The sequence below is a fragment of the Thalassospira tepidiphila MCCC 1A03514 genome (assembly GCF_001662875.1).
GTDB classification, from domain to species: Bacteria; Pseudomonadota; Alphaproteobacteria; order Rhodospirillales; family Thalassospiraceae; genus Thalassospira; species Thalassospira tepidiphila.
Map to the genome: position 1 here is coordinate 549,234 of NZ_JPVZ01000001.1, position 20,814 is coordinate 570,047.

Below are 20,814 nucleotides of genomic sequence, written 5' to 3' on the forward strand. Positions count from 1 at the left end.
TTGCGGCACTGCAAAACTGGCAGTGCCTCTGCCCGACAGGAGTTCTGAATTGGCCTATCTTGATCATATCCGCGCGTGCAACAACACCAATCTGTCGCGCTATGCCCGGTTTCGCATTGGCGATCTTCCGGTCGGTGCTATCCGGTCAGAATTTGCCAGCGCCCTTACCGCGCTTGGGGACAGCTTCATCCGTGACGAGAACGGCGAATATGGTTTTGGCCCGCACATCAAAACCGTTGATGCGCGTAACCAGACCCTGATTGAGGCGACCGAGGCCCTGTGCCAACAAGGCGTAATCAAGCACCTGCATGGCGAGAAGTTTGATATCCGCAATCGGCTTTCCGACGATCCGTTGTGCCAGCTGGATCGTTTTGCCATGCCCTATTTCGGATGCCGGTCGTGGGGCGTGCATATGAACGGCTTTGTCCGCAAGGCGGATGGGATTCACATGTGGATTGCCAAACGCGCGCTGGACAAGCCGACCTACCCCGGCATGCTCGATAACATGGTCGCGGGTGGCCAACCGACCGGCCTTGGTTTCCGCGAAAACATGATCAAGGAATGCGCCGAAGAGGCCGGCATTCCAGCAAGCCTCGCTGAAAAGGTCGTGGCGATCGGCACGGTGTCATATCTGTATGAAACCAACGAAGGTTTGAAACCCGATGTGATGGTCAATTTCGATCTTGAATTGCCAGAGGATTTTGTGCCGCATTGCGCCGATGGCGAGGTCGCGCAATTTGATCTTTTACCAATCGCCGAAGTGGCCGAAATCGTCCGCACCGGATTTGATTTCAAGTTCAATTGCGCCCTGGTGGTGATCGATTTTCTGATCCGCCACGGCTATCTCACGGCAGATAACGAGCCATCCTATTGCGAACTTGTCACCGGCCTTCACCGCAGCCTTGAGCCCTGATCCGTCCTTTGCCGACACCGCAAACAAGAATGACACCAACCCGATCCGGGTGGTGCCATCTGCTCAGAGCTTTATAGAACTTACTGACGCGGCGTGTTTGGCCCGCCCATCAATGCGCCAACGGCCATTACCGTCAGCTTGGCGCGCAGATCGGGATCCAGCTGATCAAGGTCACTTTGTTTGCTGCGCAGCGCCTTGACCGCCTCATTGATCAGTTCCTGACGACGTTCGTCCTCAGGCGTTGCGATTTTGCTTTTCTTTTTGCCAAGCTTGGCATCGGCGGCATTCAGCGCCTTCATGATTTCAGTATGCGGTGCGTCGGCCTGTTCGGTCAGGGTTTCGGCAAGCGCAAGCGCACGGGCTTCTTCCAGCGACATGCCTTCTTCCTGATGGGCAAGGGCGCGGTCTTCGATGCGACGTGCCTGACGCGCCTGAGCGGCTGTTTTTTCCGCAGTGGCGCTGTCACGCATATGCAGGGATTGCGCGTCATTATAAGCCTGAATCGCATCCCGGCCTTTTTTGCCGACAAAGACGCGCATCAGCGTTTCCTTGAGCAATCCCATCAAATCATCCCTTGATTAAACATCCCGCCTTCGGGTGCAACTGATGTGCGATCAGTATGCGCCCAAAGAGTTTCGAAAACATTGCACCGAAAGACGGCGAAATTTTGCAGCGTTCTAAATATGTTGTGCGACGCGGGTTTCTTCAACTGCCAGAATGTAGTCGATCAGTGCCTCGCAGTCGCTTGTTTGCAGATGTTCAAGATCACAGACAAAGTCGACATTCCCCGCGGCCGGATCATCAGCATGACCGACAATACCGACTTTGACATATTCAGCGTCCAGTGCATCGAGTGCGGAAATCAGATCTGCAACACTGACCCGATCTTCTGCCGTCATCGACGTGCGGATCAGAAGCAGGATATCGGCGTCGCAATCAATCACCTGCAGGGCAATGGATTGTGCGTCGGAATGGCGGGGTGCCACATCGACGTCAAACCCGCCATCGGCAAACAGGGTTGCGACATGTTTGTGGTGTTTTTCTTCGACGGAGGATGCCGTCGCCAGAAGAAGACGCGGGTGGCGTCCTTCCATTTCGGCGAATTTGGCCAGACTGCTCGCAAGTTGAGGAGACGTCATGTTACCTCGCTTGAAACTGCCCTTTGCCATACGATACGGCAAAGCGGACCAGCGCAGATTTCCTGCACCGCACCCCCAGTATCCCTGTCAAAACCTTGGCTGACAAGCCTTGCGATCAAAACATTATTACCAGCCCGCCATTGCAAGTGGATCGACACCAATCACATGACCATGTCCACCCAGGATAAGGAGATAAAGAACAATCCCGGCAAGGATATCCCGCCCCCGAAAGGCCCCCTTTAGGCCTGACAGCGAAAAGCGTCGGGTTACTGCCAAAAGGATCGCCTGTTCGCCTTCTGTCATTCCGCGCAGCCGTATTTTCTCCATCCGCCAGAAGCCGATCAGGGCAAAAATGCTGCTGCCGCCAAAGAACAGGACGGCGACGACATCACCATTGGCAATCGCGTGTCCGGCACCCCAAAGGATCATGCCCAATAACAATGGATGACGGCAAAACCGATTGATGCCGGGCTTTGCCGGATCAAAGCCGGTTTTTCGGCCAATTGACAGCGGACAGGGTTGAAGAATGGCACAGGCCCACAAAATACAGGCAGGCAACATGACAACCACAAGGAGCTGTGCCTGCCAGATTTGGTAGTCCCAGAGCAAAAACGACTCCGCGACCAAAACCTCGTGAATGACCCACCCAAACAGCAGAACTGACAGGATCGAGAATGCAATAATATAGGGGCGGTAGCCGATACGTCTTACAAGCCTTTCGCGCAGCAAGCCCGGAATAATATGGCCTGCAAGGAAAACGGTCACTGCGATGAAAAACCCTGCCAAAACGCGATCCCCTCTTTACATTGTGGCTTCAACATGCAAATTGCCCTGTTCGCGCAGACGGGCCGGGGTGCGAATCTCCAAGACCCTTGCGTTACACGATATTAGCGGATACCTCTGTATCCCTGTTTGACATCGAACAACAAGCACCTGCCGCCGGATATTCTGACCGGCAGACCAAGAAATACGGAATATACTCGAAATGAGCTGGACGCCGGAAAAGATTGAATTGCTGACCTCGCTCTGGAATCAGGGTTGGACCACGGCACGCATCGGTGAAGAACTGGGCGTTGGCAAGAATGCCGTCGTTGGCAAGGCACACCGCCTTGGACTGCCCAAGCGCCCGTCCCCGATCCAGCGCCGCGCCGAGGAAGCAGAACAGAAAAAAGCACCGGCCCCCAAACAGCAGACCAAAGGCATTTCGATCTTTGATCTTGGTCCGGGCATGTGCCGTTGGCCGTTTGGCGATCCGGGCGATGACGACTTCCATTTCTGCGGCAAGAAAATCGTGCCGAGCAAGCCTTATTGCGACGAACATTGCGCACAGGCCTATCTTAACGGCAAGAACCCGCGCGAAGACAATCCCCCTGCACAGCAGGGTGGCCCCGGCGGCAAAGGCCCGCAGGCTGCAAACCGGAAATAATCTGTTCTGCGCCTGGCAATCGCCTGCAGAGACACCGAGATACGAAAAAGCCGCCTGATCAGGGCGGCTTTTTCGTTGGGCGATATCAAGGTTCTGTTGGTTACCTTGTTTGCAGCACGTATTTGGCAAAGCCTTCCTGATCCTCGCCAACGAAGCTGATATTGTCGGGTGCGTTCACGGCCGAGGATGCCTTGGGGCTGGTAACAAACGTTACGTCGGACGCCTCACCGATCGGGGCAAAGGTCCAGTTGCCATCCGCCTTCGGATCAATTTCCTTTTCGGTCAGGATATAGTTGGCAAGCACCGTACGGTTTTCATCGGGTGCCTCGACAATGATGGTCGATCCATCAAGGCCCGGGAAATTGCCACCACCCCCGGCGCGATAGTTGTTGGTCGCAACAACAAACTTCTGATCGGCTGTTACCGGTTTGCCTTCGAAGCTCAGATTGACGATACGGTGACTGTCGGGATTGATCACTTCGCCTGCCTTGTTATAGCGGGCCGGTTTGGTGACATCGATCTGGTAGGTCACGCCGTCAATAACGTCATAATTATAGGTCGGGAAATCCGGGTTGATCAGAGCTTGTTCTTCGCTGCTGTTTGGATCAATCTGATTGAACTGGCCTGCTGACATTTCAAGCCATTCGCGCACCTGATCGCCATCAAGCAATACTGCGCGCACGGTGTTTGGATAGATATAAAGATCCGCGACGTTTTTAAGCGCAATCTTGCCTTCGGGAATGTCGGTGAAGTAGTCCGGACCACCGCGACCACCGGCCTTGAACGGCGCCCCGGCCGACAGGATCGGGATGCCATCATATTCCGATCCGTTCAGGATCTTTTCGAGATACCATTTCTGGGCGTTGGTCACGATCTGGATCGAAGGATCATCGGCCACAAGCGCAAAGAAGCTGTTGATCGGTGCCGATGTGGTGCCCACACCTTCGCGCATATAGGCAATGGTGGCTTCGTGCTCTTCCTTGACCGCGGCAATGATTTCCGGATCGGCTTCAACCAGTGGCGTCACCGTCCGGCCTTCGCGCTGATAGATCGGACGTGCGTCCGACAGACTGTCGGTGACACTCCATTCGCCGTCATCGGACACATTCAAGGTCAGATCAATCACGCCAAGATGGCTGCCCCAGAAGCCCGGCATCACCGCGGCAACGCCGTTGATCGTGCCTTTGGCAATATCGACACCCTCAAGATCAGAAAAGGTCTCAGACGGGAACACAGTGTGGGCATGGCCAAACAGGATCGCATCAATGCCATCGACTTCGGAAAGGTAATAGGTGGCATTTTCTTCCATGCCATTGCGCGCCATGGTCGACAGGCCGGAATGCGGAACAGCAATGACGATATCCGCACCCTTTTCGCGCATTTCCGGGACATATTTTTTTGCCATCTCGACAATGTCTTTTGCAATCACATTGCCTTCCAGATTGGCCTTGTCCCACTGCATGATCTGGGGCGGCACAAACCCGATCACACCAACCTTCGCCTTGTGCACCTTGCCGTCATTATCGGTAAACTCCCGATCCAGCAGCACATAGGGTTCGAAATACGGCTTGTCGTTGTCGGGATTGTCATCGCCATCATCAACAAAGACGTTGGCACTGACATAGGGGAAGTTGGCACCGGCCAATGATTTACCCAGAAAATCGAGGCCATAGTTAAATTCATGGTTCCCGATATTGGCCGCGTCATAGCCAAGGAGGTTCATCGCCTTATAGACCGGATGGACATCACCATCCTTAAGGCCTCGTTCCTTGGCCATATAGTCGCCAAGCGGATTGCCCTGGATCAGGTCACCATTATCGATAAAGACAACGTTCTCTGCCTCGCCACGCGCGGTTTTAAGCAGGGTCGCGACCTTTGCCAGACCAACCGTGTCTGACTCACCATCACGGTAATAGTCGTAATTAACCAGATGCGTATGGATATCGGTGGTTTCGAGGATGCGCAATGACACCGTGCTGTCGGCCAATGCCGTGCTGCTTACCAGTGCAAGTGCCATCGAAATCCCGGTCATCCGGGCAGCGTTTTTGTGAATGAATACCATCGAGCCGTGTCCCTGCTTATGCGTTAAACCGCGAAACTGTAATCCCGTTTAAATGGCGGGGTTTTGAAGATTTTGCGAAAAAGGCAGGGCAAACACAAACAGAAACGCCCGCCGATTGTGGCAGGCGTTTCTGGTCAGGGAGGTATTTGACGATCAGGCTGGCTGCATCGCGGCTGATTTGTATCCGCGAATGACCTCGTTTCCGGGCTCTGGATCGTGTGGAACGTTCAGGGCCAGAACCAACGAGACAAAGGCCATGGCGGCCCCGGCAAGGAACACTGCGCCCGGTGATATCAGCCAAAGCAACCCAAAGGCCGCCGGGATGAAAACAGCCGCGATATGGTTGATCGTAAAGCTGACCCCGGCGGTTGAGGAGATGTCAGCCGGATCGGCGATCTTCTGGAAATAGGTCTTGATAGCGATCGCCAGCGCAAAGAACAGATGGTCAATCACATAAAGACCACCGGCCAGAATGTGGTTTTCGACAAAGGCGTAGGAGACGAAAACAATGAACAGTCCGACATATTCGAAGACCAGCGCACGGCGTTCGCCCCATTTGCCGATCATCTTGCCGATCTTGGGGGCCAGGAACATGTTGATCACGTGGTTAAGCAGATACAGCAAGGTGATGGTTGCTGCGTCATAACCGAACTTCTCGACCATCAGGAAGCCGGCAAACACGGTAAAGATCTGACGGCGTGCACCACTCATGAAAGTCAGCGCATAGTAAAGCCAATAGCGTTTGCGCAGGATCAGCTTCTTGTTCTGCGGATGGGCATCGGCAAATTTCGGAAACGCCCCCCAGACAAACAAGGCAGCCATGATCGTCAGCGCACCGCCGAACAGATAGACATAGCGATACTCAACAGCAAAGACTTCGAGCATCACCCAAACCATGCCAAACATGATCAGCGACGAGATTGATTTTGCCGACAGCTGCCGCCCCATGACCATGGCGGTGCGATCCTTACGCACCCATTGCAGTGACAAGGCCTGCTGCATGGTTTCGAAATAATGGAAGCCGATCGACATCAAAACCGTCGTGCAATAAAGCCCGATCACGGTCGGGAAATAGCCCGATATGGCAACGCCAATGCCAAGCACGAGCAGTGACAGAACCGCAAAGGTCTGTTCACGCAGAACCAGCAGCACAAAAATCGCGGTAAACGCAAGGAAACCGGGGATTTCACGCAAGGACTGCAAAATGCCGATCTCGCGGCCGGTGAAATCGGCCATTTCGACCGAAAAGTTGTTTAGTAGTGCCATCCAGGTCGAAAAGGACAGCGGCATGGCGGCCGCCATAACGATCAGCAGAACTTCCGGATTGCGCCAACCCTTATGAACCGGGGCTGCACTCACATTATTGGGGGCATCGGGCGCATCACCAAGTGGGGCCGCGTGATTGCTGGCTTCCGGTATGATTTCCTTGGACATTGTACCTCCGAGGACAGGATCGTTGTGGTGGCGACGCCCCTGTCACATCTTGTGCGTTTTGGAATGCGACCAAGTTAAACCTGTCCGATCCGTCTGTCTTGCGGTAATCTGCCATCATATATCGCAATCAAGACAGATTTGAATGTCGCCGCATCATGGTTCATATCCTCAATACCTTTGACGGACGTCCGGAACATCACAACAAGGTCCCCCGCCCGCGTGAGTTGCCACGCGCGGTATATGTCCGCGTCAGTGATATGCCTGCCGGCTATCATGTTGCGGCACACAGCCATGACTGGAACCAGCTTTTATATGCGATTGAGGGCACGATGACCGTGGTGACAGAGGCCGGGATGTGGATCGTGCCGCCACAGCGCGCGGTTTGGGTCCCACCCCACACGCAGCATGCCGTGACCTGCACCGGCTTTACCCGGGCGCGCCACCTTTATATCGGTCGGGACGTTGCCGCCAACCTGCCCGATCGCTGCATGGTTCTGGAAGTCAGTCCGCTTTTGCGCGAACTGATCCGGGCCGCAACCGAAATCCCGGTCGAATATGATGAAGATGGGGAGGAAGGCCGCCTGATCCGCGTATTGCTTGATCAGATCAAGGCGCCAGATCAGGACAAGCTTTACTTGCCTGCGCCCAAGGACACCCGACTGGCACGCATTTGCGATCATCTGCAAGGCGATCCGGCTGATAACCGCACGCTTGAGGACTGGGCAAAGGTATGCGGCGCCTCAAGCCGGACGCTTGCCCGGCTTTTTCAGCGCGAAACCGGCATGCCATTCCGCGAATGGCGGCAAAAGCTTCGTCTGCTCCATGCGCTTGAAAAGCTCGCCAATGACCGTCCGGTGACCGAGATCGCACTTGATCTTGGCTATGAGACCCCATCGGCCTTTATCGCAATGTTTCGCAAGGTCACAGGCCGCACACCGGGCAGCTATTTTCGCTAGGCCCGGGATGCTCAGTGGTCGTAACGGGTTACACGTGGTTTTGGCGGAATGATCTCGTGCTCGGGCTCAAGATATGTTCCGTACCGCTTCGTCACTTTCACATGGTCCGGGCAGGGCTTCTGCCCATTGGTGCACATGTTGTGAAGCTGAACCATGAATTCCGAGGACAAGCCGTTTCTTTCATGCGTCGCGTTTTCCGACGCCCGATTGGTAAACCTGCCATTGCTCAGACGATCAAGGCGTTTATCCGCTTTCGGTGCAACGGCACCGTCATGATGCATGACGCGGATGCCTTCAAGGAAGGCCATCATTTCCATCACGGATTTAAGCATCCCGACGCTGTTTTCGAAGGTTCGGGTCACGGCGACCGAAGCTTCTTCTATGTAGTCGGCAAATAATCCATCACCGTCTGCATCGGAAGGCTCGTATTTGTGTATGCCCGCTGCCATACGGCTTTTCCAAGCCTGATGGTTGGGCTCATTGACGCGACGCCCTGGAAGAATATGGCTGTTTTGTCCCCAGTCACGTCCATGACCGGTACAATTAACCTCACCCTTCCGGCGTGCCGGATGTGGTTCGTACGACATCATCTCTTTCCCCAGAGCGTAATAAATGCGCTTCTCTGATATCCATGCCCTTACTTGAACGCAGATATTCCCACTCTGTGAACGGACATGTGTCTTATTATTTAATCCACAAATACCACAGGTTGTTTGCTGGAATTGCACATTCCATCCATATGAATATGCAGATTGTCCAAAAAACGTGGCAAAACCCAGCTTTTCGGCTTTGGAAAAGCACGCAGCAGCCAACAGCACCCAGATACACTATCCGGTCTGATGCGCATTTATGCCTGGATCAGGAAACAGAAATACACACTGCAATACACACCGGGTGATAGCAAGTCAGCCTCACCTAGGGCATTGATACTTGCAGTCCTTTATGGTCGAGCTTGAGTTTATTTTTAGTGCGAGACCCGTGATACGACATCATTCGCCGCTTGAATGCGGTCGCCATAGGCCATCGCCTTCGCACCATGGTTGAGCGACGGAATGCGTTCCGACGCGCCCAATACGGCCAGCTGGTCAATCACTGCCAGCACCCATGGGCGGGTGTCATTGCCTTCGCCACCTGCTGACGACGTGTCTTTCGTATGATCCAAAAGTCGCTCGTCTGCGCTGAAGATATCATTTTCATTAGACACAGAACGGATGGCTTCCAATACGCGGACCAGTTCAGAAAGCGACTTCATCATATCGAAGGTCGCCGCAAGAGACTGGTTCACAGAAGACGGTTCTGCACCTTGCGCCATCTCAGGATCGCCAAAGCATGACGCTGCTGATGATTCATCATCAAAGGATAGGAAAACCGGTTCCTGATCTTCCCGGCTCTGCCAGAAATTGTGATTTTTCTCGCCTTGACGACGTCCGGGTAACACGTGGCAGTTCTTTCCCCAGTCGCGGCCGGGGCCGGCATAGTTTTTCTCCCCCGTCCGGCGTGCCGGATGTGGTTCTGTCGAATGCATCTAATCCCCCAAGGTTCGGTGCACACACTGATAAGGGCCGCCAGCGTTTTCTGTTTTTCGTCATAGGCGGCATCTCTGTTTTTTGGATTTTTACCATGTGCAGCGGGGTGACAATGCACGAAGCGTCCAAAAAAATGTGCGAACCATCCAAAACACCTAATAAAGGGATTTCGAAAAAATAATCCCTAACATCCCGTATAGCCATAAGACCTTAAAACCAAAGGTATAATCCAGATCCACTTACGCAATCATAATACCTTTGCGTTCATTTTAACCTAAACCTATACCTTTGTGGTTTTGACGGAACGCCCGGTTTCCGCTTAATATGAAAAAAATCTGGTATTAGAGATGTCGAATATTAATCCAGATGCACCCGCGCAAGTAGCGTTGTTTGCAATGAAGCAAAACCGGGAGTCAGGCATGACACAGTCAGCAACCCATACTTTTTTCACGGTCAATGACCTACCCATGTCCAAACGTTATGACGTTTGGCAAAGTAGTATTGACTGCATTTTCAGCGTCGAAACCCTTCCCGACATCCGCAAGAACAACTTCCATGCAACATTGGATGCGGATCTGTTGGGATCGATGATGATCGCCCGCACCAACAGCACACATCAGCTCTGGGAACGCAGTTCCAAGACAATCGCTGCCGACGGCATGGATCATTATATGGTCCAGCTTTACTATAACGGTGGTATGTCGACAGATGATGGCAAGGACGGCCAGGAAATAGAAGCTGACGGCTTGCTCTTTCAGGACCTGTCGCAAGTCGCACGGGCGACAACAAGCGATTTTGATAACCTTGCCTTCATCATTCCTCGCCCCCTTCTTGAAGACCGGCTTACCCTGCCCGAAGATCACAACATGCGGTTTCTCAGCCCACGTGACCCGATGGTCCGGATTGTTGCAAATCTGATGCGCTCGCTGAAGGCCAATGCGTCTGCGCTTAAGAGCGAGCATGCCCATGTGCTTGAAAACAGCTTTGCCGATATGCTTGCCGCCTGCCTCAATTCCGCATATGGCGAAACAAGCGAGACGACCAATAAACGCCAGAACCTTGAAGTCATGACGCTAATCCGGCGTTATTTCCGTGAGAATTTTTCGCGCCCCGATCTCACCCCGGACCGTGCGGCAAGAGAGTTAGGCATTTCACGGTCCAAGCTGTATCAGTTGCTTGAAGAGCATGGCGGCGTTTATCGCTATACACGTGATCTGCGTCTGCGCCGTGCCAAGCAATTGCTGAGCACCACAACGAAGCGCCCCCGTTCCCTTTACGACGTCGCGCTTGAGTGCGGGTTTTCCAGTGACACGTCCTTCATCCGGGCATTTCGCGAAAAATTTGACATGACGCCGGGTGATTTCAGACGCAGCCAGCAAAATGCATCGAATAACGTGCAGGACGCGGATGGCAGTGAACGTGATACACGCTATGAAAAGTGGCTGCACACCCTTTAAAGAGCACCTTTTGCCGCCAAACCGTGTCAGATTTCCCGCATCTCTGACATGAAATTTTATCAGTATTGCCCGCCACCAACTTACGATATTCCTGAAAACAGGTGCCAAGCACCCGCCACCATTCAGGAAGATCGCAATGAACAGTTTCTGGTCTGGAATTGGGTTACGCCTTGCCGCGACCGGATTGTTCGGGGTCATGAACCTGTTTGTACGGTTGGCATCCTTTGAGGCCCCGACCGGTCAGATCGTTTTTTGGCGGAGCAGTGTCGCACTGATCCCGATTGTGCTGTATCTGATGTGGCGCAATCAGTTTCCCAGGGCGCTTAAAACCAAACGCCCGTTTGGACATCTGAAACGCAGCACGTATGGCTGCGTTTCGATGTTTCTGGCCTTTGTGTCACTGGCTTATCTGCCACTGGCGCTGGCCACTGCACTTGGCTTCCTTGCCCCGCTTATTCTGATCCCGGTTGCGATCATCACGCTTCGTGAAAATCCGGGATGGCTTGTGATCAGTGCAACCATCGGCGGCTTTGCCGGGGTGTTCCTGATGCTGTGGCCGATGCTGTCGACCCCGGGGCTGGATCACAATACCCTGATCGGGATTGGTGCCGGTGTGGCCTTTGCTGTCACCACTGCCTTTGCCAAGGTACAGATAAAGTCGCTGACCACGACGGAACCATCCGGCACTATTGCCTTTTACTTTGCCGTGATCTGTTCGATCGGTGGACTTTTGACCATCCCGTTTGGCTGGGCCCCGCTTTCGACAAGCAATATTGTCTTTCTGATTGGCGCCGGGCTGACCGGCGGGCTTGCCCATATCGCCATGACCGAGGCACTGGCGCGTGCCCCGGCATCGACCCTGTCGGCCTTTGAATATACTGCCATGATTTGGGCGATCATTCTCGATCTTGTCGTGTTTGGCGTATTGCCGGCCCCGATCAGCCTGATGGGCGGGGTCTTCATCGTGATGGCCGCGGCCCTGGTGATGTTTAACGACCAGATCGTTGCAGCCGTTGCCCGCAAATTCAAAAGAACGCCCGAGACATCAACCGAGCCGGCCAACTCCCCGGCCGAATAACCCGGCGATTAGGCCAATTTGGTTTCCTGAAGCTTGGTCAGGGCATGCAGGGCAAGATTGGTCGGCGTCGCGATACCAAGCTCCGCCCCCTTGCGAACGATATACCCGTTCAGGAAATCAATCTCGCTTGCTTTGCCGCGTGCCAGATCCTGTGCGGTCGAGGAAAACTGACCGGGCATGGTTTCGGCGATCTTTTCAATCGCGCCCCAAACATCACCCGGCACCGTCACTCCACATCCCTTGGCAACGGCCAGACATTCATCCACCGCATTACGCATTACATCCCAGACACCGACACCTTGCACGACCTCACCGTAAGGGAGCTGCGTGATCGCCGAAAGCGCATTATAGGCACAGTTCAAAATCATCTTGGCCCACAGGGCGCCGTCGGCATTGTCGGAAACCTCAACCGGAATTTTGGCTGGCACCAGTGTATCGACGACTGTCTGACTTTGCGCAGATGGGCCGATGACAAGCTCGCCCCGCCCGTGGTGTTTGACGTGGCCCGGGCCGCCCATACTGGTCGCTACATAGACCACCACCGGAATGACGGGTTGACCAAGAACACCGCCAAGTCGTTCGGCGTTATCCACACCGTTTTGCAGGCTTAGCACAATTGTGTTGGCAGAGATGAATGGCTTAATCTGCTCGCCGGCCTCAATGGTGTCGGTGGACTTAACGCAAAACAGGATCATATCCGCACCGGCAACACCGGCGGCATCGGTATTCCCGGTCACGATGACATATTCCTGCGAGGATCCGAAATCGAGCAACAAGCCATCGCGGTTCATCGCCTCGACATGGCTGGGACGCCCGATCAGGGTGACGTCATGACCAGCACGGGCCAGCATCGCACCGTAATAACACCCAACTGCTCCGGCACCCATAACCGCGATTTTCATGATGACTGTTCCTGATTTAGATTTATGTCGCTGTCACAGGAAACATCATCTTTGAAGAGCCATGCAGATCAAGCAAAGATTTCAGGATGTTCCCACCTAGGGGCTAGCCGATTTTTTTGACCGACACATGACCTGCGGTCCAGCCGCCCGGCCAGACTTCGGCTTCGCCATTGCGAAGGGTGCGAACCAGGCCAATCGGCACATCCTTGGCAATCAGAACTTCGCCATCTGCACCGTCATCAAAGGTTGGCTCGGTCTCGGCAAAGCGCCCGGTATGCCCCAGTTGCGGTTCGCAAGGAGTGTACACCGAACAGCCGGAATAGTTGGTCGGATTGTTGGTGGTGTTGACCGCAGCCCCCGTCGTGCCGCAGGCCGCAACCACGGTCATCAGTTCAACCGCACGCGCCTTGGCACAGCCAAACACCCGGTGATAACCCGATGGTGTCAGTGTCATGGACGGGACCAGCAACAAATCAATATCAAGCGGTGCAAGAACGCAGGACAAGGCAGGCATTTCAATATCAAGACAGATCAGCACGGCAACATTCAGCCCACGCCATTTGATGACATTAAAAGCCTTGCCCGGTGTCAGGTTCCAGTTTTCCGGTTCCTGTTCGCCCGGCGTCAGGGAAAGCTTGTCCTGAATGATGGCATCGCCTTCGGGTGTGAAAATCATTGCGCTGTTGGTTTGCCCGGCTGACGGATTTTCAGGATCAATGTGCCAGGGCATACTGCCTGCAACCAGAAGCATGTCATGCTTTTTGGCAAGCTCGGCACCATATTTGCGGGCCTCGGGCGCGAGGTCAGCCATCCAGGCGATTTCCTGACCGGTTTGCAGACCATCTGGCTTGAAGGCCAACCATTGTTCGCTGGCATATTCCGGCAGGACAAAGATCTTTGCCCCCTGCTTTGCCGCCTCGGCCATCTGGGTATCGACGTGATTGGCCCACCCCGCCATGTCTTTAACGGGTCGACCAAGGTTCGTCGCCCACAGGGCCAGGGTTACATATTCGGGGAAGGATGCCGGAGACGTCATGATCAGCGTTCCTGATATTCAGAGGGGCGTTTAGCTAAAATCGGCATGATCCGGCCATCAAATGACAGCCGGATCAGATAAATCGGGAATGGAAGCAGACTTAGTTTTTAAGTTTGGTCCAGACACGGTTACGAAGATCACGCGCCTTGACCGAGCAGTTCTGCGACGCGATCAAAAGGTCTGCGTATTCTTCTGGCATGTTCACGGCCGGATCGGAATTCAGCGCCGGATCCATGAATTCGCCAGTCCCCTTGATCGAGTTCATGTAACCGGCATAGTTCGAGGCTTCTGCCGCGTTTTCCGGCTGCATCATCCAGTTAATGAAGGTCTTGGCGTTTTCAAGATTCGGCGCACCCGCCGGAATGACGAAGTGATCGGCCCAATAGGTCAGGCCTTCCTTCGGATAGACAAACACAGCCTCGGGGATGCTTTCCTTGGTCCGATGGGCTGCACCGTTCCACTGCATGTGCATCTGAACTTCGCGGGCCGACATGCGGTCGATGGTGCCCTCAGAGCTGTAAACAGCAATGTAGGGTTTCTGTTTCGTCAAAACATCAAGAACCTTCTGGGCCTCTGCCGGGTCCTCGGTACATTTTTCAACACCGGCATAATACGACGCAGCATTGAACATTTCGACTTCGTCGTTCAGCGCGCCAATCTTGCCACGGAATTCTTCACGCGGTTCGAAGAATTCCTTCCAGCTGTTTTCAAGTTCGCCATCAACAGCGGCCGCATCATAGGTAAAGCCGGTGGTTCCCCAGAGATAGGTCACGGAGTATTCGCGCTCCGGATCGTATTTCATGGTGTCGTGCGGCTTGGCAACATTGCCAAAGTTCTCAAGGCTTTTGGCGTCGAACTTGGTTGCCAGACCTTCCTTGATCATCACGTCAACCATGTAGTCGGATGCGACAGCAATGTCATAGCCCGACGCGCCGGCCTGAAGCTTTGCCAGCATGGTTTCGTTGGAATCATACACATCAAGGGTCACCTTGATGCCAGTTTCCGCTTCGAATTTTTCCATCAGTTCCGGCGGAAAATAGTTCGACCAGTTATAGAAAAACAGTTCGCCATCCGCCTTTGCCGAACCGACCGACAACAAGGCGATTGCGGATGCTCCCAGAAGCACAGAACGTAGTTTCATCGTGAGACTCCCAAATAAGGACGGTGGATTGTTTTGTTATTCGGATGGCCGGCCCGTCCGGGAACCGGCAATCCCGTTTTGAATTTCAGAGATCAGTATCGAATACGATCAATCAGGAACGAGATGCTGACAAACAAGATTGAGACAATCAGCATCATCGCTGAGACAGCATTGACCTCGGGCGTGATCCCGATCCGGATCATCCCGAAAATGTAGATCGGCAAGGTTGTCGCCCCTGCACCGCCAACGAAGTAGGAAATGACAAAGTCATCAAGCGAGATGATGAAGGACAACATCGCGCCCGACAAAATCCCCGGCCACAGCAACGGCAGGGTCACGCGTCGGAAGGCTTTCCATTCATTGGCATATAAATCATTTGCCGCCTCGACCAGCGCCGGGTCCATGCCCTCAAGCCGTGCGCGGATCGGCAGATAGGCAAACGGAATGCAAAACACCGTATGGGCAATGATCACGGTCAGAAGACCCAGCTTGATCCCCAATGCAACAAAGAACAGAAGGGTCGCAATTGCGGTCACGATTTCAGGTACGAGCAACGGCAGAACCAGCATGGCTGAAACGCCTGCCTCGCCCTTGAACCGGCCGCGTGACATGCCCATCGCAGCCAAGGTGGCGGCAATGGTGGCAAGCACGGTTGCCGAAACCGCGATAACGATTGAATTCTGGGCCGCGCGCAGCATGTCATCGTTGGAAAGGGCCGTGACATACCAGTCCATGGTAAAACCGGTCCAGATCGTCGCCAGACGGTTTTCGTTAAATGACAGCGCGATCAGAACGACAATCGGCAAATACAGATAGGCAAAGAAAAACATTGCCGTCGAGGTGATCCCGCGAAAACGCCACAGCGGGTTGGAAGCATCGACTTTCATCGGCTTTCCTCCGGCAATGATTTGAACTTGAATGAATAGACCATCATCGAGATCAGAACGAGTGCCAGAAGGACAAAGCCAAGCCCCGCGCCAAGCGGCCAGTTACGCGCGGCACCAAACTGGCTGCCGATCAGGTTGGCAATCATCATGAATTTGCCACCGCCCAAAAGTTCCGGCGTTACATAGGCGCCAAGACATGGAATGAAGACCAGAATGCAGCCCGCGGCAATGCCCGGCGCCGCAAGTGGCAGGATCACCCGGCTCATCGCACGGCGCTTGTCCGCGCCCAGATCAAAGGCCGCCTCGACCAGTCGATGGTCAAGTTTTTCAAGGCTGGCATAGATCGGCAGAACCATGAACGGAAGGTAGGTATAAGTCAGACCGATGGAAACCGCGTACGGCGTGTAAAGAACATCAAGTCCGCCGGTTTCAATCCCCATCCAGTTCAGCGCCCCATCAATCAGGCCGCCATTGCGCAGCAACAGCATCCACGCATAGTTCCGCACCAGAATGTTGGTCCAGAACGGAATGGTCACGAGAAAGATCAGGAAGTTGCGACGGCTTTGGGGTTGGGTTGAAATGTAAAACGCGGTCGGGAAACCAAGCAAAAGCGCGAACACCGTCGTCATCGCCGACAGGCCAAATGAACGGGCAAAGATCTGAAGGTAGTCAGTATTGACCACAAGATTATCCATCAGATCGCGTTCAAAGATGAAACTGATATACGCATCCATCGAGAATACGCCCCAGTTCACCCCGCCATAATCGCCGCGCTCCAACATCGAAACATAGGCCATCTGCAACAGCGGCACGGCCATGAAGAAGCCGATATAGACCACCGCAGGTGCGACCAGCCAAAATCGTTTGGATCGTATGATATTACCCATGATCAATCCGCCAGTACCCGAATGGAATCAGGGGACATAGTGATGCCAACACGTTCGCCTTGGGCGAAATCGGCCTTCGCACCCGATCCGTTTTGCATCCGGACTGTCAAAAGGGCGTCATTACCCAGATCAATCTGATAGGTCGTATCCGTGCCAAAATAGATGACGGTGGAAACGGTCCCGACAAGCTGATTGTCCCCGGCCTGGCTTTCTGCAACCAGTCCAAGACGTTCCGGACGGACTGAAACAGTGACCTCGCCACTGCGTTGACTGGACACATCCTGTGTCAGTTCAATCACCTGACCACCGCCAAGCTTTACGGCACGTTTGCCAGCGCCATCATCGACAAGATTGCCAACAAGGAAATTACTGTCGCCGATAAAGTCGGCAACAAAGCGGTGGGTCGGGGCTTCATAGATTTCACGTGGCGCACCGATCTGAAGAATTTCTCCCGATTTCATAACCGCAATGCGGTCTGACATCGCCAGTGCTTCTTCCTGATCATGGGTGACAAAAACAAAGGTGATCCCGGTTTCTGTCTGCAGGCGTTTGAGTTCGACCTGCATTTCCTTGCGCAATTTCAGATCAAGTGCCGACAGCGGTTCATCAAGCAGCAAAACCTTTGGCGCGGGTGCCAATGCACGTGCCAGTGCAATACGTTGCTGCTGACCACCGGAAAGCTGGCTTGGCACGCGGTCGCCATATTGGGCGAGCCGCACAAGTTCAAGCATCTCTTCGGCGCGATCATCGGCCTGTTTGCGCGCCACACCCTGCATTTCAAGACCGAACGTGATGTTCTGCCGGACCGTCAGATGCGGGAAAAGTGCATAGGATTGAAACACCGTGTTGATTGGCCGCTTGTAAGGCGGAAGGTCATTTAGCGCCTTTCCTTCGAGCAAAATTTGCCCCGAAGTCGCCTGTTCGAACCCGCCGATCAGACGCAGCAAAGTCGTTTTGCCACAGCCCGAAGGACCCAACATGGTGAAAAACTCATTCTGAAAGATATCAACAGATACGTCGTCCAGTGCCGTGACTTTATCGGCACCCGACCCAAATGTTTTTCCAACAGACTTTGCCGAAATGACTACTTCTGACATGCACTTCCCCGAATTTGTATTTTGTAAAATGATATAAAATCTACAGAGACTTGCAATCCGGTGGTCGAGAAAGCGTCGATATTTACAGAAGTTCCGCAATATCCGCCTTAAAATGGCATCCAAACTGGTTCTGATTGCGTCATATAGACACTTTACAAAATAATGTGCCGCGCACTATTCCCGCAAAACGGGGACTTCTGAGGCAGAAAGACAATCAGAGGACACCAAACGCGCGGAAATCCCCGTCAAATCAGACAATGCCGGCGTCACGCAGCTTGGCAATCTGGTCATCACTAAGGCCAGCCACCTTGCGCAAGATTTCATCGCTGTGTTGCCCCAGCATCGGCGGGGCTTTTTCATCCGTGATCGGTGTTTTGGAAAACTTTATCGGGTTGGCGACTGTCGGGACAGTTCCGGCCGTCGGATGATCAAGCTGCTTGACCATACCGCGATGCTTGACCTGCGGGTTATCAAACACACGATCAAGGGTATTGATCGGACCGCAGGGTACATTGGCCTTTTCAAGCGCATCAATCCATGCGTCGGTGGTTTTGGTCACCATTGCCTGACGGATTAGCGGCACCAGTTCAGTGCGATTGGCCACCCGTTTGCGGTTGGTGGCATAACGTTCATCAAGCGGCAAGGCATCAAGACCCGCCACCGCGCAGAAGCTTTTGAACTGGCTGTCATTGCCAACCGCCAGGATCAGATAGCCATCGGCCGTCGGAAAGGCTTCGTAAGGCACGATATTGGGATGCGCATTGCCAAGACGGCCCGGCGCATTACCGGTTGCAAGATAGTTCATCGCCTGATTGGCAAGAACGGCGGTCTGCACATCCAAAAGGGCGAGATCGATATACTGCCCCTCGCCCGTTGCATCGCGGTGACGGAGGGCGGCCAGAATGCCAATCGTTGCGTAAAGTCCGGTAAAGATATCGGCAACCGCAACGCCAACCTTCATCGGCTGCCCACCCGGGGCACTATCGGGCGCACCGGTAATGCTCATCAACCCGCCCATGCCCTGGATCATAAAGTCATAGCCCGGCCGGTCCTTATAGGGGCCGTCCTGACCAAAACCGGTGATCGAGCAATAGACGAGTTTCGGGTTCACCTTTGATAGGGTCGCATAATCAAGGCCGTATTTGGCAAGCCCGCCGACCTTGAAGTTTTCCAGAACCACATCACTTTCGGCCGCAAGATTGCGCACGATCTCCTGGCCTTCGGGCTTGGTGATGTCGATGGTGAGCGACTTCTTGCCACGGTTCGCCGTCAGGTAATAGGCCGCCTCGGTGGTGTCATTGCCATTGGCATCCTTGGCAAAGGGCGGGCCCCAGCCACGGGTATCATCACCGGCACCGGGACGTTCGATCTTGATGACCTCGGCCCCCATATCGGCAAGGGTCTGACTGGCCCACGGCCCGGCCAGTACGCGCGAAAGGTCAAGAACACGAAGCCCGGAAAGTGCGCCAGTCATCTGAATATCCCGAAATATCGACTTGGAAAAAGGCAGCTGGGAAAAGCAGCTGGAATCAAATCGGGCGGCAACATTTCTGCCGCCGCCCGATCAAGCTTTTGGGATCAAGCCTCTGCGGTAAAGGCCTGAAGTCCGGTCTGCGCCCGCCCAAGGATCAGGGCGTGAACATCATGGGTACCTTCATAGGTATTGACCGCTTCAAGGTTCATCGCATGACGGATGACATGGAATTCATCGGCGATACCGTTACCGCCATGCATGTCACGGGCAACACGGGCAATATCAAGCGCCTTGCCACAGTTGTTACGCTTCATCAGCGAAATCGCTTCCGGTGCGCCCTTGCCTTCGTCAAGCAGACGACCGACCTGAAGCGCGCCCTGCAGGCCAAGAGTGATTTCGGTTTGCATGTTAGCCAGTTTCAGCTGGATCAGCTGGTTCGCCGCAAGCGGACGACCGAACTGTTTACGATCCATGGTGTACTGACGAGCGGCGTGCCAGCAGAATTCAGCAGCACCCATCGCACCCCAAGCAATGCCATAACGTGCCTTGTTCAGGCAACCGAACGGACCGCCAAGGCCCTTGGCATTCGGCAGCATGTTTTCTTCGGGCACGAAAACATTATCCATAACGATTTCGCCGGTGATCGATGCACGCAGCGAAAACTTGCCTTCGATCTTTGGTGCCGACAGACCCTTCATATCCTTTTCAAGGATGAAGCCACGAATGACGCCTTCGTCATCCTTGGCCCAGACGACAAATACGTCTGCGATCGGGCTGTTGGTGATCCACATTTTGGCCCCCGACAGGGTAAAGCCACCATCGGCCTTGCGTGCACGGGTTTTCATACCGCCCGGATCGGAACCGTGATCCGGCTCGGTCAGGCCAAAGCAACCAACCCATTCACCGGTTGCCAGTTTCGGAAGGTATTTCTTGCGCTGTTCTTCGCTGCCATAGGCATAAATCGGATGCATCACGAGCGAGCTCTGCACCGACATTGCCGAGCGATAACCGGAATCAACGCGTTCAACTTCACGGGCCACCAGACCATAGGCGACATGGTTAACACCCGGTCCGCCGTATTCCTCGGGGATGGTTGGGCCTAGCAGGCCAAGTTCACCCATCTCGGTCATGATTTCACGATGGAAAATCTCATGACGGTTGGCTTCCAGAACGCGGGTCTGGAGGTTTTCCTGACAATATGCACGGGCCGCATCGCGGATCATGCGTTCGTCTTCGCTCAACTGCTCTTCAAGCAGGAGCGGATCTTCCCAATGAAACGGTGCGCGGCTTGCCATTCACATGGTCCTTTATGAATTTTTCTACAGAAAGCAGGGGCAGCGCCATAGAAGGGCGAGATGACGCTACCCCTGAAAAGCTTAGTTGCTTATGGGTTAAAGCT

20 protein-coding genes are annotated in these 20,814 nt (G+C 54.1%); 5 read left to right on the forward strand and 15 right to left on the reverse strand.

The features are described from left to right. Positions 1-49: 49 nt before the first annotated feature. Positions 50-913 carry an NUDIX hydrolase gene (locus tag TH4_RS02465; protein WP_083996946.1) on the forward strand — a complete coding sequence of 288 codons (864 nt, stop codon included), beginning with the start codon at positions 50-52 and terminating at the stop codon, positions 911-913. Positions 914-993: 80 nt separating this feature from the next. Here TH4_RS02465 and TH4_RS02470 read toward each other — a convergent pair whose 3' ends face one another. The 3 genes from TH4_RS02470 to TH4_RS02480 form a co-directional block, all read right to left on the reverse strand. Then, entirely contained in the window at positions 994-1,476 is a 483-nt protein-coding gene (locus tag TH4_RS02470; protein WP_063088634.1) for a hypothetical protein, read from the reverse strand. A 114-nt stretch (positions 1,477-1,590) separates the two neighbouring features. Beyond that, positions 1,591-2,052: a hypothetical protein gene (locus TH4_RS02475; protein ID WP_064780015.1), complete on the reverse strand. Its 462-nt coding sequence runs from the start codon at positions 2,050-2,052 to the stop codon at positions 1,591-1,593. 126 nt (positions 2,053-2,178) lie between these two features. After that, positions 2,179-2,838, reverse strand: coding sequence for an NnrU family protein (locus tag TH4_RS02480; protein ID WP_064779780.1), 660 nt, complete (start codon positions 2,836-2,838; stop codon positions 2,179-2,181). Between the two features lie 199 nt (positions 2,839-3,037). On the opposite strand from TH4_RS02480, the gene TH4_RS02485 reads away from it, so the two are divergent. Then, the gene (locus tag TH4_RS02485) at positions 3,038-3,478 is read left to right on the forward strand and encodes a GcrA family cell cycle regulator (protein WP_063088632.1); all 441 of its coding nucleotides are present in this window, start codon (positions 3,038-3,040) and stop codon (positions 3,476-3,478) included. Positions 3,479-3,578: 100 nt separating this feature from the next. Here TH4_RS02485 and TH4_RS02490 read toward each other — a convergent pair whose 3' ends face one another. Next, complete coding sequence (locus TH4_RS02490; protein ID WP_064779781.1) at positions 3,579-5,540, reverse strand: bifunctional 2',3'-cyclic-nucleotide 2'-phosphodiesterase/3'-nucleotidase; 1,962 nt, start codon at positions 5,538-5,540, stop codon at positions 3,579-3,581. Positions 5,541-5,693: 153 nt separating this feature from the next. After that, positions 5,694-6,974: an MFS transporter gene (locus TH4_RS02495; RefSeq protein WP_157097695.1), complete on the reverse strand. Its 1,281-nt coding sequence runs from the start codon at positions 6,972-6,974 to the stop codon at positions 5,694-5,696. A gap of 155 nt (positions 6,975-7,129) precedes the next feature. Here TH4_RS02495 and TH4_RS02500 point away from each other — a divergent pair, with 155 nt between their 5' ends. Then, the gene (locus TH4_RS02500) at positions 7,130-7,930 is read left to right on the forward strand and encodes an AraC family transcriptional regulator (protein WP_083996947.1); all 801 of its coding nucleotides are present in this window, start codon (positions 7,130-7,132) and stop codon (positions 7,928-7,930) included. A gap of 11 nt (positions 7,931-7,941) precedes the next feature. Here the strand turns inward: TH4_RS02500 and TH4_RS20595 are convergent, their stop codons facing one another. Further along, positions 7,942-8,748: a hypothetical protein gene (locus TH4_RS20595; protein WP_157097696.1), complete on the reverse strand. Its 807-nt coding sequence runs from the start codon at positions 8,746-8,748 to the stop codon at positions 7,942-7,944. Between the two features lie 146 nt (positions 8,749-8,894). Next, a complete protein-coding gene (locus TH4_RS02510) occupies positions 8,895-9,455 on the reverse strand; it encodes a VOC family protein (protein ID WP_064779783.1) in 561 nt (186 codons plus the stop codon). A gap of 420 nt (positions 9,456-9,875) precedes the next feature. Between TH4_RS02510 and TH4_RS02515 the strand changes: the two genes are divergently transcribed. Both TH4_RS02515 and TH4_RS02520 read left to right on the forward strand, forming a co-directional pair. Then, positions 9,876-10,913 (forward strand): AraC family transcriptional regulator, encoded by a 1,038-nt coding sequence (locus TH4_RS02515; RefSeq protein ID WP_167351186.1) that lies wholly within the window; start codon positions 9,876-9,878, stop codon positions 10,911-10,913. A 136-nt stretch (positions 10,914-11,049) separates the two neighbouring features. Further along, positions 11,050-11,991 carry a DMT family transporter gene (locus TH4_RS02520; RefSeq protein WP_064779785.1) on the forward strand — a complete coding sequence of 314 codons (942 nt, stop codon included), beginning with the start codon at positions 11,050-11,052 and terminating at the stop codon, positions 11,989-11,991. An 8-nt stretch (positions 11,992-11,999) separates the two neighbouring features. Here the strand turns inward: TH4_RS02520 and TH4_RS02525 are convergent, their stop codons facing one another. The 8 genes from TH4_RS02525 to TH4_RS02560 all read right to left on the reverse strand — a co-directional run bounded on the left by TH4_RS02525 (position 12,000) and on the right by TH4_RS02560 (position 20,710). Continuing rightward, positions 12,000-12,893, reverse strand: a complete 894-nt coding sequence (locus TH4_RS02525; protein ID WP_064779786.1) for a ketopantoate reductase family protein — start codon at positions 12,891-12,893, stop codon at positions 12,000-12,002. 103 nt (positions 12,894-12,996) lie between these two features. Next, complete coding sequence (locus tag TH4_RS02530) at positions 12,997-13,929, reverse strand: nitrilase-related carbon-nitrogen hydrolase (RefSeq protein WP_064779787.1); 933 nt, start codon at positions 13,927-13,929, stop codon at positions 12,997-12,999. 100 nt (positions 13,930-14,029) lie between these two features. Continuing rightward, positions 14,030-15,070: an extracellular solute-binding protein gene (locus TH4_RS02535; RefSeq protein ID WP_063088624.1), complete on the reverse strand. Its 1,041-nt coding sequence runs from the start codon at positions 15,068-15,070 to the stop codon at positions 14,030-14,032. 92 nt (positions 15,071-15,162) lie between these two features. Then, entirely contained in the window at positions 15,163-15,957 is a 795-nt protein-coding gene (locus tag TH4_RS02540) for an ABC transporter permease (protein ID WP_063088623.1), read from the reverse strand. Beyond that, positions 15,954-16,844, reverse strand: coding sequence for an ABC transporter permease (locus TH4_RS02545; protein ID WP_064779788.1), 891 nt, complete (start codon positions 16,842-16,844; stop codon positions 15,954-15,956). Before TH4_RS02545 ends, TH4_RS02540 begins: the two co-directional genes overlap by 4 nt. A 2-nt stretch (positions 16,845-16,846) precedes the next feature. Continuing rightward, positions 16,847-17,941, reverse strand: coding sequence for an ABC transporter ATP-binding protein (locus TH4_RS02550; protein WP_064779789.1), 1,095 nt, complete (start codon positions 17,939-17,941; stop codon positions 16,847-16,849). Positions 17,942-18,191: 250 nt separating this feature from the next. Beyond that, a complete protein-coding gene (locus TH4_RS02555; protein WP_064779790.1) occupies positions 18,192-19,415 on the reverse strand; it encodes a CaiB/BaiF CoA transferase family protein in 1,224 nt (407 codons plus the stop codon). 104 nt (positions 19,416-19,519) lie between these two features. After that, a complete protein-coding gene (locus tag TH4_RS02560) occupies positions 19,520-20,710 on the reverse strand; it encodes an acyl-CoA dehydrogenase (RefSeq protein ID WP_064779791.1) in 1,191 nt (396 codons plus the stop codon). Between the last annotated feature and the right edge of the window lie 104 nt (positions 20,711-20,814).

What these genes read in the sequence shown, in the direction of transcription:
- TH4_RS02540 (WP_063088623.1), bottom strand. Translation starts at nt 15,957, where the DNA reads ATGAAAGTCGATGCTTCCAACCCGCTGTGGCGTTTTCGCGGGATCACC.
- TH4_RS02500 (WP_083996947.1), top strand. Translation starts at nt 7,130, where the DNA reads ATGGTTCATATCCTCAATACCTTTGACGGACGTCCGGAACATCACAAC.
- TH4_RS02530 (WP_064779787.1), bottom strand. Translation starts at nt 13,929, where the DNA reads ATGACGTCTCCGGCATCCTTCCCCGAATATGTAACCCTGGCCCTGTGG.
- TH4_RS02545 (WP_064779788.1), bottom strand. Translation starts at nt 16,844, where the DNA reads ATGGGTAATATCATACGATCCAAACGATTTTGGCTGGTCGCACCTGCG.
- TH4_RS02550 (WP_064779789.1), bottom strand. Translation starts at nt 17,941, where the DNA reads ATGTCAGAAGTAGTCATTTCGGCAAAGTCTGTTGGAAAAACATTTGGG.
- TH4_RS02525 (WP_064779786.1), bottom strand. Translation starts at nt 12,893, where the DNA reads ATGAAAATCGCGGTTATGGGTGCCGGAGCAGTTGGGTGTTATTACGGT.
- TH4_RS02535 (WP_063088624.1), bottom strand. Translation starts at nt 15,070, where the DNA reads ATGAAACTACGTTCTGTGCTTCTGGGAGCATCCGCAATCGCCTTGTTG.
- TH4_RS02510 (WP_064779783.1), bottom strand. Translation starts at nt 9,455, where the DNA reads ATGCATTCGACAGAACCACATCCGGCACGCCGGACGGGGGAGAAAAAC.
- TH4_RS02555 (WP_064779790.1), bottom strand. Translation starts at nt 19,415, where the DNA reads ATGACTGGCGCACTTTCCGGGCTTCGTGTTCTTGACCTTTCGCGCGTA.
- TH4_RS02470 (WP_063088634.1), bottom strand. Translation starts at nt 1,476, where the DNA reads ATGGGATTGCTCAAGGAAACGCTGATGCGCGTCTTTGTCGGCAAAAAA.
- TH4_RS02495 (WP_157097695.1), bottom strand. Translation starts at nt 6,974, where the DNA reads ATGTCCAAGGAAATCATACCGGAAGCCAGCAATCACGCGGCCCCACTT.
- TH4_RS02475 (WP_064780015.1), bottom strand. Translation starts at nt 2,052, where the DNA reads ATGACGTCTCCTCAACTTGCGAGCAGTCTGGCCAAATTCGCCGAAATG.
- TH4_RS02515 (WP_167351186.1), top strand. Translation starts at nt 9,876, where the DNA reads ATGACACAGTCAGCAACCCATACTTTTTTCACGGTCAATGACCTACCC.
- TH4_RS02560 (WP_064779791.1), bottom strand. Translation starts at nt 20,710, where the DNA reads ATGGCAAGCCGCGCACCGTTTCATTGGGAAGATCCGCTCCTGCTTGAA.
- TH4_RS02490 (WP_064779781.1), bottom strand. Translation starts at nt 5,540, where the DNA reads ATGGTATTCATTCACAAAAACGCTGCCCGGATGACCGGGATTTCGATG.
- TH4_RS02520 (WP_064779785.1), top strand. Translation starts at nt 11,050, where the DNA reads ATGAACAGTTTCTGGTCTGGAATTGGGTTACGCCTTGCCGCGACCGGA.
- TH4_RS02485 (WP_063088632.1), top strand. Translation starts at nt 3,038, where the DNA reads ATGAGCTGGACGCCGGAAAAGATTGAATTGCTGACCTCGCTCTGGAAT.